Source organism: Porphyromonas bennonis DSM 23058 = JCM 16335, assembly GCF_000375645.1.
Classification (GTDB): domain Bacteria; phylum Bacteroidota; class Bacteroidia; order Bacteroidales; family Porphyromonadaceae; genus Porphyromonas_A; species Porphyromonas_A bennonis.
The window spans coordinates 1-14,615 of sequence record NZ_AQWR01000042.1; the positions used below are offsets into that span (position 1 = coordinate 1).

Sequence of the window (14,615 nt, forward strand, 5' to 3'; positions counted from 1 at the left end):
AAAAGAGAAGGTCTCCACCCGGATTACCCGGATGGAGACCTTCTCTTGATGTATACTATTAGGTAAGTTACTTATTGACCACAACGATCGGCTTGATCAGGTCTGCAGGCTTATCTCGCATAAGCTGGAGCGCCTCGGGGAGCTTATCCCAGCCCTCGAAGACATGGGTGCAGAGCGGCTTCAGGTCGAGACGACCGAAAGAGACGAGGCGGGCGAGCTTCTCCATACGGAGACGACCGCCGGGCATCAGACCCCCATTGATCTGCTTGTGTCCCATACCGACACCCCACTCGACGCGGGGGATGGAGATTGTGTCGCCCTTGCCGAGGTAATTGACGTTACCGATCTTACCGCCGGGCTTGAGTGCCTTCACAGCCTCTGAGAAGGTATCCACCGTACCGCCGGCCATGCAGATCTTGTCCACACCCTTACCGTCTGTCATGGCGAGTACCTGGTCGGCGATGGGACCATCCTTGTAGCTGACAAAGTCGGTCGCACCGTACCCCTTGGCTGCCTCGACGCAGACGGGGCGGGTACCGACCGCGATGATCCGGGAGGCACCGCGGAGGGCGCAGCCGGCAACGGACATCAGACCCACAGGGCCGATACCGATCACCAGTACCACATCACCAAACTGCACATCCGCCAGCTCCACAGCGTGGAAGCCTGTCGGCACCATATCGCTGAGCTGGGTCGCCTCGACGGGGTCAAAGTCCTCGGGGAGGTGTGCCAGGTTGCCGTCTGCGTCATTGACGTGGAAGTACTCGCCGAAGACACCGTCCTTGAAGTTGGAGAACTTCCATCCTGCCAGCATGCCGCCGCTGTGCATGGAGTAGCCGGCCTGAGCCTCGAGAGAGTTCCAGTCGGGAGTAATCGCCGGTACGATAACCCGATCACCGGGCTTGAAGTCCTTGACCAGCTCACCTACCTTGACCACCTCGGCACTGCACTCGTGACCGAGGATCATATTGTGGCGGTCGCCTATGGCACCCTCCCAGAGGGTGTGTACGTCGCTGGTGCAGATAGCTACAGCGAGCGGCTTACAGATGGCGTCCATAGGGCCGCACTCGGGGACAGGCTTCTCGATCCAGCCCGCTTCCCCGATCTTTAGCATTGCGTATCCTTTCATGATGATAGATAGATTGTAAAAGTTAGGAAATAAATGGTTTAACTTACTTGATGAGGTAAATGTAGCGAAAAAAGAAGTTCAACGTATCAATTATCGGACGAATTACAGAAATGATTCCATAATTAACACTTCACCTCACTCCTCCACCGTGAAGAGGGTGATCCGGTGCTCCTCGGAGTAGTCCGGGGTGACCCGATGGAGACTGAGGTAGTCGATGATCGCCTCCTCGGTGGTCCGGTGCTCGTCCCTGACCCTCGACTTGTCCCCATAGGAGTAGACCGAGGCGGCATAGCTGCTGAGTGCGACCTTGTATGTCCGATTAGGATCGAGCGGCTGGTCGGCGTCGTCCAGGAGCGTGATCCCCTCGAGTCGCCCGTCAGCACCGAGTGCGTAGGTGACATGGAGCCCGGACGGTACGATCGGTCGCCGATCGTCCAGCTGGTCGTAGCCGCTCTCGAAGAGCCGGAGCAGCTCTGCCGGAGTGAGCTCGACGGTCATCATCTGATTGGAGAAAGGGTCCAGCGTATAGATGTCCAGCATCGAGATCGGTCCGGGAGCGATGGAGTCGACGCGGATGCCGCCGGGATTGGTGATGGCAAAGTCTGCTCCGGTCACCTCACGGAAGGCATCGGTCATCAAGTAGCCCAGCTCCTCCTTGCTTACAAGTCCTGTCTCGGTGGTGGCGAGTGACTTGTGCATCTCTGGATTGGCGAAGTATTTGTCGACCAGTGCACTCATGGCGGGTTGCTCACTGCCACCCTCGATGATCGGGATGAGACGTGAGCTGCGGGCAATGACTCGCCGGTCGGGACCGAGAGTGAGGTCTGTCAGCGTGCAGTAGTGGAGCTTAGAGCCGGCCTGAGTGATCAGGATCCCATTCTCATACAGCTCCTTGTCTATCTTGGTGTGCGAGTGCCCGCCGATGATCAGGTCTACCACGCCGGTGGGTAGTGCCTTGGCGAGAGCCTGGTCGTGGAGGATGCCGTAGTGATTGAGGAAGAGAAGTACATCCACGCTGTCCCGTAACCCGAGATGGCGCTCGTAGCTCTCCATAGGCTCATGGAAAGTAAAGGGGCGTACCTTGTCGGGATGAGAGTCGGGGATGCCGAGCTCGTTGATGAAGAGGAGCGAGATGATCCCGATGGTGTAGCCGTTCTTCGTCCTCAGCGTCATCCTCGGGAGGATCGGCAGGTCCGCTGTCGGCTCCATATTAGCGCAGAGGAAAGGGAAGGTGGCGTGACTGACCAGGTAGGAAAAGCCCTCCCGCCCCGTGTCAAACTCGTGATTACCCACCGCAGAGGCGGCGAAGCCGATCCGATTCATCATGTCGATCATCGGCCAGCCCTTGGGGTCGTACTGGTCGTTGAAGGGATTGCCGGTCTGATTGTCTCCTCCTGAGAGCACCAGGAGCTCGGGGTACTCCTTACGGAGACTGTCGACGATGAAGGCGAATCGGGGCATCCGCTCGATGCCGGCATGCATATCATTTACCGACAGTATGCGGACGTGGTTGCCGGACTTGTGGTGCGATGAGACACCACAGCCTCCGAGGAGGAGGGAGAGCAGCAGAGCGGTGATCAGGGTTAGTCGATTAGAGTGATTCATTGCCCTCATTTGTTATTGGTTACAGTCAGTCTCATTCCCTCCTCAAGCGGTCCATCCGGTGCCATCTCAAATCCATTCTCATCCCTTGTGATCCAACCGGTGAGCTGCTCCCCTTCCTCGCTTGCCCAAGCATGGATAGCATCTCTCACGACGGCACCGGCAAAGAGGGTCACCGTCCGACCATTGACTACTACTCTCATGATTACAGATCCAGCTCAGTGATTTTCTCCATAAGCATAGCCGGCTGATAGCCGCGGAAGACGATCTCACCCTCCGGACTGATCAGGATCAGCGTCGGGATGCCGAGGACGCCGTAAGCGTCGTAGGAGACATTGTCCTTGTCGAAAATCGTCTCCCAGCTGATCCCGAGGCTCTCCCTGGCGCGGTCGTTGTCCGCCTTTGACTTCTCACGCACACCGATGCTCAGCACGCGGAGCGTCTTGCTGTGCTCCTCGGAGAGCTGCTTCAGCTCCGGCATAGCCTGTCGGCAATAGACGCACCAGGAGGCCCAGAAGTCCAGCAGCAGGTACCGCTTGCCATCCATATAGTCGCTGAGCATGACGCTCTCTCCCTCTCCGTCCGGGATCTCGAAGTCCCCCTTGTAGGGCTTGCCGACCGAGGTCTCCAGAGCATTTTTTGCCTTACTATACCGCTCCGTATTCTTTGCGTCACTGCGCACGAGGTCAGAGGCTCCCTCATAGAGAGCCACATACTCCGCCTCATCGGCATAGTCCAGCTCCTTAAATAGCAGTGCCCCCACTAGGTCATCATGGTGGCTCTCGTAGTACTTCGCAGCGATTGCGCTGCGGATGCCGGCACTCTCCACACGGACCTGATCGATCCGAGCCTGTATCTCACGGGACTCCTTCGGGTCGCTTGCTTGCCGGAGTTGCTCCTCGAGCGATTCTCGGTTGGTTGCGAGTGTTTTTGTTTTCTCATTTACCTCTTTCGTAAAAGAGGTGAGCACGGCATTGAGACTGCTCGGATCCTCTGAGGTGATGGAGTAGGCTCCGCTCGGATCCTTGGTCAGTGTGAAGTCGCCGCTCTCCGGGATGAAGGGCAGCTCAATATCGCCCTGTGGAATCGAGAGCATCCCGAGGACCGAGTCGGATGGAGTGCTACACCGGAGGGTGAAGCGGTTGGCCGTGATCTGTGTGGAGTCGGTGCCCATGGGGTCAGCGACGAGATAGACCATGGCACCCTCGAGCTCGGTAGGCAGCTCGCTGCCTGTGATGGTGCAGGTCTCGCTGTTGCTCTGGCAACCGCAGAGCAGTGCCACAAGCGCAAGAGAAGTGAGGTATTTCTTCATGACATTAAGTGAATCCTTTAGCGTAATACAAAAAAAGAGGGATCGCCTCTCCTGCTGAGAAGCGATCCCTCAAATGTACTATTTTTCTTAGGAGAAAAGGTTCTGCTTAGAGACCAAGCTCCTTGATCTTGGCATCCAGATCCTGTGGACTGTGGCCACGGTAGACGATGGTGCCGTCGGGATTGATCAGGAGGAGTGTCGGGATACCGAGGATACCGTACTCCTTGGTCGACTGGCTCTCCTTATCGAAGGCAGTGTTCCAGGTGATGCCCAGCTCCTCACGAGCGGCATCATTGACCTCCTTACTCTTCTCCCAGACACCTACGCTGAGGACGTTGATGATCTTGCTGTGGTCCTTGACGATTCCGGCGAGGTGCGGCATAGCCATGCGGCACGGTCCACACCAGGAGGCCCAGAAGTCGACGAGCAGGTACTTGCCCTCCTCCATATAGTCGGAGAGCTTCACGGTCGTACCCTCGCCGTCGCTGATCTCGTAGTCACCCTTGTAGGTCTTGCCCTCAGCGGTCTCGCGAGCGACGATGATCGTATCGTAGTGATTCTTGAGGTTTTTGTCCTCCTTGACCACATCAGAGGCTTCCTCGTAAGCGGCGATGAAGTCGTCATCGCTCTCAAACTGGAGCTGTGAGAAGGCGAGAGCACCGATCACGTTGTCCTTATTGGCCTCGTAGTACTTGCGAGCGAGCCCGTTATTGGCCTCGTAGTACTCCTTGTCGATCTGCTTCATCTCGGCACGGAGCTTCTCGGCAGCCTCTTCGCCGATGTCCTCCTTGGAGAGCTCCTGATACTTAGCCTTGTAAGCCTGAGTGATCGGAGCCAAAGTCTCGTCCATCTCCTTGGTGAAGTTCTTGTAGACGGAGTTGAGCGAATTAGTTTCGTCAGCTGCAGCGATGGTGTACTTCCCATCTTCGCCACGGGTAAGGGTGAAGTCCCCCGACTCGCGGACGATAGGAGCCTGGATCTGGGCGTCCTTGGAGACGAGATACCAGAGGTGGGTAGTGTCGATCTGGTCGGAGGTGTAGGCAAAGGAGCCGTTGCTTACCTGCACGGAGTCCTTATTGTCCTCATCGAGGATGAGATAGACATACTTCCCCTCCAGCTCCTCAGGAAGGTTGCTTCCCTTGAGCGAGAATTTTGGGCTGCTCTGGCACCCGGCCACAAGTACAAGCCCGGCGATCAGTGCGACGGTGCGTGTCAGTTTGTTCATGTTTGTGTATAAATAAGTGTGATGTTGTTATATAGTCAAGTGATGTCTGACAGAGAGCCTGGATCAGAGCCCAAGCTCGCTGATCTTATCGGAAACCTCATCCGGTCGATTTGTCTTCAGGACAATAGTACCCTCCGGACTGATCAGGATCAGGGTGGGGATACTCTTTACTCCGTAAGCATCGGCAAGTGAGGACTTGCTGTCGAAGAAGGTGCTCCAGGTCATCCCGAGCTCCTCCCGAGCCTTGGCGTTCGCCTCAGGAGTCTCATTGAGTCCCCCGACGCTTAGGACGTTGATCGTTCCGTCGTGGCTCTTGGCGATTTCCGCTAGGTGGGGCATCGCGGCGCGACAGGGACCACACCAGGAAGCCCATACATCGACGAGGAGATACTTCCCCTCCTCCATGTAGTCGCTCAGCTTTACGCTCTTGCCCGTCTCGTCGGTCATTGTCACATCGGTGTAGGGACTACCGGAGGCGGTCTTCAGTTCACCCTTCTGCATGGCGTAGAGCTTCTGCATGTCCTCGTTGGAGGTGACAGCTTCGCCCGCTGACTCATACATCTCGACAAATCCCTTCGGATCGGTCATCGGGTAGATGGAGAGGGCGAGGAGTCCAAAGGCATTGTCCTTATTATCGTCAAAGTACTCCCTGGAGAGTGCAGCCACCTTGGTATTGAAGTCATCTGAGAGCTTTTCGCCCTTTGCTGAGATCTCCTCGGTGATCGTCCCGCCACCTGCCTGCACCTCCTGCATCAGCTCCTGATTGGCAGCCATGAAGTCGCCATAGAGGGCGTTGAAGCGGCTGTAGAGGGTGGTTACCTTCTTATTCAGCTCAGTGGAACCGGGATCGTAGGCAAAGTTGTCTCCATCGACGACGAGGGTCGAGGTCCCCGGCTCGGAGAAGAAGGGCATCCCTTTACTCCCCATCAGGACAGTGTATATCTTGGTGGATGTCTCTTGTGGCATCGACACCTCGAATGAGCCGTCCTTGACCAGCGCTGAGTCGACCTTTGCCTGCCCATCATACAGGTAGACATACTGTCCCTCCATCTCGGACGGGAGGTCGGTGCCTCGCAAGACGGAGGACTTGTCCTGCGAGCAGGCATGGAGACTCAGTGCGGTGAGTGCAAGTGAGAGTGTAAGGAGTGAAATCTTTTTCATTTTACTGTATCTATGGTGAAGTGTGGGTGGCAGGCTCATCTCTCCTGATCCATTAGGTAGGTATTCATCCCGGCTGCTGCCGTGCGTCCGTCCCCCATGGCAAGGATCACGGTCGCACCGCCGCGGACGATGTCCCCGCCGGCAAAGACGTCGCTCAGCTGGCTCTGATGCTTCTCCTCATCCACCTCGATGGTCCCATGGCTGCTGATCTTGAGCCCCTCGAAGTGGGTTGGGATGATCGGATTGGGCTGGACACCAATGCTGACGATCACCTCGTCCACCTCCACGTCTATGATGTCTCCCTCGATCGGTATCGGTCGGCGGCGCCCACCTTCGTCAGGCTCTCCGAGACGCATGTGCTGGAGTCTCATTGTATTGACGTGACCGCTTTCGTCGGCGAGGTACTCGACGGGATTGTAGAGATTCATGAAGTCTACCCCCTCCTCCTTGGCGTGCTCGATCTCCTCGCGGCGAGCCGGCATCTCCTCCTCGCTCCGGCGATAGACGATCATCGCGTGCTCTGCTCCGAGACGAAGGGCAGTGCGGACGGCATCCATGGCGGTATTGCCGCCACCGATGACTGCTACGCGCTTGCTGTGGTAGATAGGCGTGTCGGCTCCAGGGGTATTGGCGTGCATGAGATTGACGCGCGTCAGGTACTCGTTGCTGGACATGATGCCGATGAAGTTCTCTCCCGGGATACCCATGAATCGGGGTAGACCAGCACCGCTACCGACGAAGATAGCCTTGAAGCCCTGATCTGCTAGATCCTCGTAAGATAGGGTCTTGCCGACAATGATATTGGTCTTAAAGTCGATCCCCATCTTCTTCAACTTGTCGATCTCGAAGTCGACAATCTCATTGGGAAGGCGAAACTCAGGGATCCCGTACCTCAGCACACCGCCCAGCTCGTGGAGAGCCTCGAAGACTGTCACCGTGTAGCCCATCTTCGCGAGGTCGCTGGCGCAGGCGAGACCGGCAGGGCCTGAGCCGACGACAGCCACCTTGATCCCCTTCTTGTCTGCACAGATCTGCGTTGCGGGTATCTTGCCGGAGGTGATCTGCTCCCGCTCCCAGTCGGCGACAAAGCGCTCCAGGAAGCCGATCGCCACAGCAGGATCGCCGCTCTTGGTGTGGATGCACTTCGCCTCGCACTGCTTCTCCTGAGGACAGACGCGACCGCAGACACCGGGGAGAGAGCTTGTCTCGTGGATCACGTCGATCGCTTCCTTGAAGTCGCCCCGCTCGATATTCTTGATGAAGGTGGGGATATTGATCGCTACCGGGCAGCCCTCCATGCAGGTGGGCTTGGCGCAGTCGATGCAGCGCTTCGCCTCTGCCATAGCAGTCTCTCGGGAGATCCCGAGAGCCACCTCCTTATTATTGTGTGCACGGACCTTCCCATCTTGGGTCGGCATGACGGCACGAGGGAGTGCCATCCGCTCTTTCGTCTTCAGCTGATTCCGCAGATCAGCACGCCAGGCGGCCTTTCGCCGCTCTTTTACCAGTTCGTAGTCTACGTTCATCTCCTGCTAAAGTCTAAGTTTGCCTCTCTATTCTTCTGCTCCTCGATGGGCTTAAAGGCCCTCAGGCGCATCATTAGTTCGTCGAAGTCTACCTGGTGGGCGTCAAACTCCGGTCCATCCACGCAGACAAACTTTGTCTCCCCTCCCACAGTAACGCGACAGGCGCCGCACATACCGGTGCCGTCGACCATGATCGAGTTGAGGGACGCCAGGGTAGGGATCTTGTGCTTCTCCGTCGTGAGGGCGACAAACTTCATCATGATGGCCGGACCCACGCAGATAACCAGGTCGACCGGCTCGCGCTCGATCACCTGCTCCAGTCCGAGGGTGACCACCCCCTTCTGTCCCATCGTGCCGTCGTCCGTCATGACGATCGTCTCGTCGGCCACTTCACCGATCATGTCGTCCATGAAGATAAGGTCCTTAGTCCGAGCCCCGAGGATAGCGATCACCTTATTCCCCGCCTCCTTCATCCCCTTGATGCTGGGGAAGAGCTCCGCGATACCCACACCGCCACCTATGCAGACGACGGTGCCGTACTTCTTGATCTCCGTCGGCTTGCCGAGGGGACCGACGATGTCGGTGATCTCGTCGCCCACATCGAGGTGGGTGATCTTCCAGGTCGACACGCCGGCCGCCTGTATGATCACCTCTATGAGACCCTCGTCAGGCCAGGTATTGGCGCACGTCACAGGGATCCGCTCACCCATCTCCCCGACGCGGAAGATGATGAAGTTGCCCGGTCGGCTCGACCGCGCTATCAGTGGCGCCTCTATCGTCAGTGCAGCCACTCGCTCGGAGATCTGCTCCTTCTTGACTATCTTATACATAATCGGCACAAAGTTAGTTACTCGTCCTCCTGCGGTTGAGGACTCGGTCAAATAGCGAGAACTAGCGACCCTCCACGTCTTCGTCTCTGCGAGATCCCGGAGTGTCTCCACCTCTCAGTGCAACAAATGTAGCTATTTGTCCTTAAGTTATAAAAATCTTCATTCCCAAAATACTATTGTAATCCCACTCTCTCATCCTATTTGCTCTCGAGAGTACGGCTGATTGGGGATAAATTGATAGATTTGTCACTGTTATGGACGTCACTTACGACGTCCTTCAGAACTTGAATATAAGGTGTCTTCACTGAGGACCCATTACTCATCTGAATTACCATGCTGACAAGAAAAGGTATCCCCTATGTGGGGTGGACAGGAGAGCGACTGGTGAGCTACCTGCCGGAGAAGATGAATCGCCATGGACTGATTGCCGGTGCTACAGGTACCGGTAAGACCGTTACCTGTCAGACCTTGGCGGAGACCTTTAGCGACCTCGGCAGCTCCGTCTTCCTGGTGGATGCCAAGGGAGACCTGACCGGGATGGGTCAGCCGGGTGGTAATAAGTCCTCCGTCACTAAGCGTGTGGACCAGTATGGTCTGCGGAGCGAGGGATATGAGGAGAAGGGCTATCCGATCCGCCTCTGGGATCCCTTCGGTGAGCAGGGGACCCCTATGCGTATGACCATCTCCGGCATAGGACCGATGCTCCTCGAGCGGATCCTGGAGCTGAATGACGTGCAGAGCGGTCTCCTGGAGATAGCCTTCCGGGTAGCGGATGAGAATGGACTCCTTCTCTATGACCTCAAGGATCTGCAGGCGATGCTGCGCTACCTGGCGGAGCACCGCAAGGAGATCTCTGCCACCTACGGCAATGTCTCCACCGCCTCCGTCGGTGCTATCCAGCGCTCCCTCCTCAGACTGGAGCGTCAGGGTGGGGACAGGGTATTCGGGATGCCTGACTTTGACCCCAAGGATCTGATTACCGCCGAGGGTGGACGAGGGACGATCAATATCCTGGAGGCGAAGGAGCTGATGAAGTCTCCCCGGCTCTACAGCAGCCTGCTCGTCTGGCTCCTGAGCTCTTTCTACGACGATCTGCCTGAGGTGGGAGACCCTGACCACCCGGCGCTGGTCTTCTTCTTCGACGAGGCACATCTGCTCTTCGACGACATCAATAAGCCGCTCCTGGAGAAACTTACTCAGGTGATCAAGCTGATCCGCTCCAAGGGGGTAGGGATCTACTTCATCTCCCAGTCCCCCTCGGACATCCCCGACGAAGTGCTGGGACAGTTAGGGAATAAGGTGCTGCACGCCCTCAGGGCCTACACCCCCTCCGATATGAAGCGAGTGAAGGCGGCTGCGGACAGCTTCCGCCCCAATCCTGACCTCGACATGGCAGAGACGATCCAGGCGCTGGGCACAGGAGCGGCGATTGTCAGCTTCCTCGATGATCACGGAGCGCCCGAGATCTCAGAGAGAGTGAGTATACTGCCCCCTCAGTCCTTTATCGGACCGGTGTCAGACGGAGAGAGGGAGGAGATGATCCGCCGCTCTCCTCTGGAGCGTATCTACCGAGAGAGTGTCGATCCGAGGAGTGCTTACGAGGATCTGGAGGAGAGGGCGGAGCAAGACAAGCTGGAGGAGGAGCAACGGGCAGAGGCTGAGCGGCGTGCCAAGACAACAAAGGAGAGTGCTAAGCATCAGGACGACCTCGCAGACCTGTTGGGCGGGATGCTTAAGTCGGCGTCTCGCGCCATGGGCTCCAGTGCCGGGAGGGAGATCACGAGATCAATCTTTGGCACTCTCTTAGGCGGCAAGCGGCGTCGGTGACAGATCTGACAAGTAGAGCCCTCTTTTGTCTTAAAATAAATTGACCGCGAGGGGACGGACTGCAAATTGGCATAAAATCAGTACATTTGCCAACCATAAAAGTACCCCTCGGCGTCAAGTGCGGCTCCGAGGGTACGATTACAGGGAAATAGCTCAGAAATCAATAATCACTACATACTTATAAGATACTGATGCAGAATAAAGGCTTAGTAAGATGGACCACCATCCTCTTGATCCTGATCAGTGCCTACTACCTCTCCTTTACGGTGGTGGCATCGATCTACGAGGGTAGGGCTAAGGAGTATGCCCAGGGCGATGTGAATAAGGAGATCGCCTACCTCGACTCCATGGCTCCTCAGAAGGTTTGGCTGGGATCCACTCTCAAATCGGTTCGTGAGAATCAGATCGGACTTGGACTCGACCTCAAGGGCGGTATGAATGTTGTCCTGGAGCTCAATGTGGCTGACGTGCTGGACAACCTCTCCGGTCACAGTCAGGATCCCACATTCCGTCAGGCGCTGGCTAATGCCATTGCCAAGCAGGATCAGACGCAGAAAGACTTTGTCTCCCTTTTTGTTGACGAATTCCATAAGCTCGATCCCAACGCTCGTCTGGCGGCTGTCTTTGGCACCCTGAGTAATAAGGAGAGTATCAATACCAATAGTAAGGACGAGGAGGTGATCTCCTTCCTTCGCCGCTCCGTCAATGATGCTATCGACAGCTCTCATAAGGTGCTGCGCAATCGTATTGACCAGTTTGGTGTCGTAGCGCCGAATATCCAGAAGCTCGAGGGGAGCAATCGTATCCTTGTGGAGCTGCCTGGTATTACTGAGCCGAAGCGTGTGCGTAAGTTGCTCCAGGGTAGTGCCAATCTTGAGTTCTGGGAGTGCTACCTGGGCTCAGAGGTAGGCGACTATCTTGTCTCCGCAGATCAGGTGCTGGCTCGCCTCCACTCCACCTCCGACCGCACTGCCTCTACTGAGGTGAGTGAGCCTGCTGAGGAGACCTCCAAGGAGGTTACCGAGGCTGTTGAGGCTGCCGCCGACAGTGCCAAGAGTGCTGCCGAAGCTCTGGCTCAGAAGATAGCTGCCGGTGCTGATACGACCGCCGTGGCAGAGACTGCTGAGGCACAGACCGGATCGGAGGATAACCCTCTGCTCTCTCGTCTCCAGCTCTCTCGTGGTAGCTCTGCTGCTGTGGTCGCTGTGGCTCGTAAGGCTGACCGTGCCGCCATTGACTCGATGCTGAGCCTGCCTCAGGTGAGAGATGTGCTGCCGCGTGACCTTGTCCTCCGCTGGGGCTCCAAGGAGCTGAGCGAGGGGAGCAATGTCTTCGAGCTGTATGCTCTCAAGGGCTCTCGCCGCGGCAATGAGCCGGCACTCGCCGGTGATGTAGTCACCAGTGCTAAGAGTGAGATCAATCAGCAGCAGGGTCGTCAGGATCCGGGTGTCTCCATGACCATGAATCCTGAGGGTACCAAGGAGTGGGCACGTCTGACGAAGGAGAATGTCGGTCGACCCATCGCCATTGTACTCGATGATGTGGTCTACTCTGCACCTAATGTCATCAATGAGATCCCCAATGGTACCTCTCAGATCACCGGTAACTTCACCGTCGATGAGGCGACCGACCTCGCCAATACCCTTAAGTCGGGTAAGATGGCTGCCTCCGTGCGTATCGTACAGGAGGACGTCGTGGGTCCCTCTCTCGGTGCTGCAGCCATTAAGGCAGGAGTGATCTCTTTCCTCATCGCCCTCGTGCTGCTGATGATCTACATGTGCCTCATCTATGGTCTATTCCCCGGTCTGGTGGTCGACCTAGCACTGCTGGTCAATCTCTTCCTCACCCTCGGTATTCTCGCCTCCATCCACGCCGTCCTGACCCTGCCCGGTATCGCCGGTATGGTGCTGACGCTGGGTATGGCGGTGGACGCCAACGTGCTCGTCTTTGAGCGTATTAAGGAGGAGCTCAAGAAGGGTAAGACGATGCTGAAGTCGATCCAGGAGGGGTATGGAAATGCCTTCTCTGCGATCATCGACTCCAATGTCACTACGATCATGACCGGCCTGATCCTCTATTTCTTTGGTTCAGGTGCGATCCGAGGCTTTGCCACAACGCTGATCATCGGTCTTCTGGTCTCCCTCCTCACCGCTGTCTTTATGACCCGTGTGATCTTTGAGACCCGTGCGGAGAAGGGTAAGATGAATAATGTCACCTTCGACACCCCAGTCTCTCGTCACTTCCTCGAGCGTACGCATGTAGACTTCATCGGACTTCGCAAGATCGGCCTCACCGTTGCCGTTGCGATCCTTGCTGTTGGTGGCGTGATGATGGCTACGATCGGCATCCCGAGAGGTATCGACTTTACCGGTGGTCGTAACTATGTGGTCAAGTTTGATCACAACGTTACCCAGGCGGAGATCAGCTCTCTCGTGAGCCCGGCACTTGATGGTCACGTCAGCGTGATCCGGATCACCTCCGAAGATCAGGTACGTATCTCGACCAACTACAAGGTGGAGACCAATACCCCCGAGGTGGACAAGGAGATCGAGACGAAGCTCTATGAGAGTCTGCAGTCGCAGCTGCCTCAGGGTACGACTCAGGATCAGTTCGTCGAGCAGAATATCCAGAGCTCGCAGAAGGTGGGTGCCAGCGTCGCTGATGACATCAAGACCGGCGCAACGATCGCCGTGATCCTCTCGCTGATCGTGATGGGTATCTATATCCTGATCCGCTTCAAGGACTACGCCTTCTCCGTCGGTGCCTTCGCATCCGTGACCTTCAATACCTGCGTGATCATCGCATTCTACGCAATCCTCTGGAAGATCATGCCCTTCACCATGGAGATCGATATGAACTTCATCGCCGCCGTGCTGGCGATCATCGGTTACTCGATCAATGATACCATCGTCGTCTTTGACCGTATCCGTGAGGAGCTGAAGTATCACCCGGATATGGAGCGTAAGCAGCTCTTCAATCGCTCACTCAATATCACCCTTACCCGTACGATCAATACCAGTACGAGTACCTTGCTGGTGGTGCTGATCATCTTCTTCTTCGGAGGTGCCAGTATGAGGAGCTTTACCTTCGCCATCATCCTCGGTATCATCTTCGGTACGCTGAGTACCCTCTTCGTAGCGTCGCCGATCGCCTGGATGATCAACAACCGCAACCATAAGAAGGCTCAGCAGAAGCTTACCGCTCGTCGGTAATCCCCTGCGCTGAGATTATCAGAGTCCGACCTGCCGATTTCTCGGTGGGTCGGACTCTTTTCTATATAAGGTGTCCCCAATAGAGCTGCAAAGATACCACCTCCACGTGAGCCATTGTCTCATACAGTCTGCTCGGGCAGGGATGACGCATTTGAGCATTGGGGAAATCATATACCTATAGGACTTATCCGTGAGGCACCCGCAGGGTGCTCGCTCCATAGGCATCGGTCATCCGCGAAGCGGTGACTGATGTACAAAGTCCCTTACTTACCCCCCCCTCGACCCCTTGTGGGTCGTCGAGCAGAGCCTTCAGCGACACCCTGGCGGGGTCGCGGGATTGCTTGCATTGCCCGGTCCACGGGTCATCGGGGCTACGCCCCTCGACCGGTGGCTAGTGAGCGGGCACCCGCAAGGGGTGCTTCGTTCCCCACCCTTCATAATGAGTTGATGGACTTCTGTGCTACTTAAATGCGTCAGCCCTGTCACCCCTGATTGTTGGGTTAGGGGTGACGCATTTGATCTTTACAGCTATGCAGAGGAGATCCGCAGCGGGATTCCTCTCCTAATCCACCCTACTGCCGATCCCGCAGGGGCGAAGCNCCGGAGGGATCATCGCTTTTTAGACCGGGTGTCGAGGCACGAAGTGCCGAAGACCCCGGGAAACGACGACGCATTCAAGGTATACGACCCCGCCAGGGTGTCGCACATACCAGTCAGTCAATCAGTGCGACACCCTAGCGGGGTCGCGGGATCGCTAGCAACGCCTGCCCCCCGGGTCGTCGGGGCTACGC

10 protein-coding genes are annotated in these 14,615 nt (G+C 56.7%); 2 read left to right on the forward strand and 8 right to left on the reverse strand.

The window, feature by feature from the left end:
• Positions 1-67: 67 nt before the first annotated feature.
• From B088_RS06990 to B088_RS07025, 8 genes are all read right to left on the reverse strand, one after another.
• The gene (locus B088_RS06990; RefSeq protein ID WP_026170546.1) at positions 68-1,129 is read right to left on the reverse strand and encodes an NAD(P)-dependent alcohol dehydrogenase; all 1,062 of its coding nucleotides are present in this window, start codon (positions 1,127-1,129) and stop codon (positions 68-70) included.
• Positions 1,130-1,264: 135 nt separating this feature from the next.
• Positions 1,265-2,734 carry a bifunctional metallophosphatase/5'-nucleotidase gene (locus B088_RS06995; protein ID WP_018107706.1) on the reverse strand — a complete coding sequence of 490 codons (1,470 nt, stop codon included), beginning with the start codon at positions 2,732-2,734 and terminating at the stop codon, positions 1,265-1,267.
• 5 nt (positions 2,735-2,739) lie between these two features.
• A complete protein-coding gene (locus B088_RS07000; protein WP_018107707.1) occupies positions 2,740-2,934 on the reverse strand; it encodes a hypothetical protein in 195 nt (64 codons plus the stop codon).
• 2 nt (positions 2,935-2,936) lie between these two features.
• Complete coding sequence (locus B088_RS07005) at positions 2,937-4,043, reverse strand: redoxin domain-containing protein (protein WP_025081784.1); 1,107 nt, start codon at positions 4,041-4,043, stop codon at positions 2,937-2,939.
• Between the two features lie 106 nt (positions 4,044-4,149).
• Complete coding sequence (locus tag B088_RS07010; RefSeq protein WP_018107709.1) at positions 4,150-5,268, reverse strand: TlpA disulfide reductase family protein; 1,119 nt, start codon at positions 5,266-5,268, stop codon at positions 4,150-4,152.
• Between the two features lie 63 nt (positions 5,269-5,331).
• Positions 5,332-6,429, reverse strand: a complete 1,098-nt coding sequence (locus B088_RS07015; protein ID WP_018107710.1) for a TlpA disulfide reductase family protein — start codon at positions 6,427-6,429, stop codon at positions 5,332-5,334.
• Between the two features lie 35 nt (positions 6,430-6,464).
• On the reverse strand, positions 6,465-7,955 hold the full coding sequence (gene gltA, locus B088_RS07020) for an NADPH-dependent glutamate synthase (RefSeq protein ID WP_018107711.1): 1,491 nt from the start codon (positions 7,953-7,955) through the stop codon (positions 6,465-6,467).
• Positions 7,952-8,785 (reverse strand): sulfide/dihydroorotate dehydrogenase-like FAD/NAD-binding protein, encoded by an 834-nt coding sequence (locus B088_RS07025; protein ID WP_018107712.1) that lies wholly within the window; start codon positions 8,783-8,785, stop codon positions 7,952-7,954. Before B088_RS07025 ends, gltA begins: the two co-directional genes overlap by 4 nt.
• A gap of 333 nt (positions 8,786-9,118) precedes the next feature.
• On the opposite strand from B088_RS07025, the gene B088_RS07030 reads away from it, so the two are divergent.
• A complete protein-coding gene (locus B088_RS07030) occupies positions 9,119-10,612 on the forward strand; it encodes a helicase HerA-like domain-containing protein (protein WP_050560143.1) in 1,494 nt (497 codons plus the stop codon).
• 191 nt (positions 10,613-10,803) lie between these two features.
• Positions 10,804-13,824 carry a protein translocase subunit SecDF gene (secDF, locus tag B088_RS07035; protein WP_018107714.1) on the forward strand — a complete coding sequence of 1,007 codons (3,021 nt, stop codon included), beginning with the start codon at positions 10,804-10,806 and terminating at the stop codon, positions 13,822-13,824.
• The last annotated feature ends 791 nt before the right edge of the window (positions 13,825-14,615 follow it).

Coding starts and splice junctions, on each gene's coding strand:
- B088_RS07000 (WP_018107707.1), bottom strand. CDS start 2,934: ATGAGAGTAGTAGTCAATGGTCGGACGGTGACCCTCTTTGCCGGTGCC.
- secDF (WP_018107714.1), top strand. CDS start 10,804: ATGCAGAATAAAGGCTTAGTAAGATGGACCACCATCCTCTTGATCCTG.
- B088_RS07005 (WP_025081784.1), bottom strand. CDS start 4,043: ATGAAGAAATACCTCACTTCTCTTGCGCTTGTGGCACTGCTCTGCGGT.
- B088_RS06990 (WP_026170546.1), bottom strand. CDS start 1,129: ATGAAAGGATACGCAATGCTAAAGATCGGGGAAGCGGGCTGGATCGAG.
- B088_RS07025 (WP_018107712.1), bottom strand. CDS start 8,785: ATGTATAAGATAGTCAAGAAGGAGCAGATCTCCGAGCGAGTGGCTGCA.
- B088_RS07010 (WP_018107709.1), bottom strand. CDS start 5,268: ATGAACAAACTGACACGCACCGTCGCACTGATCGCCGGGCTTGTACTT.
- B088_RS06995 (WP_018107706.1), bottom strand. CDS start 2,734: ATGAATCACTCTAATCGACTAACCCTGATCACCGCTCTGCTGCTCTCC.
- B088_RS07015 (WP_018107710.1), bottom strand. CDS start 6,429: ATGAAAAAGATTTCACTCCTTACACTCTCACTTGCACTCACCGCACTG.
- B088_RS07030 (WP_050560143.1), top strand. CDS start 9,119: ATGCTGACAAGAAAAGGTATCCCCTATGTGGGGTGGACAGGAGAGCGA.
- gltA (WP_018107711.1), bottom strand. CDS start 7,955: ATGAACGTAGACTACGAACTGGTAAAAGAGCGGCGAAAGGCCGCCTGG.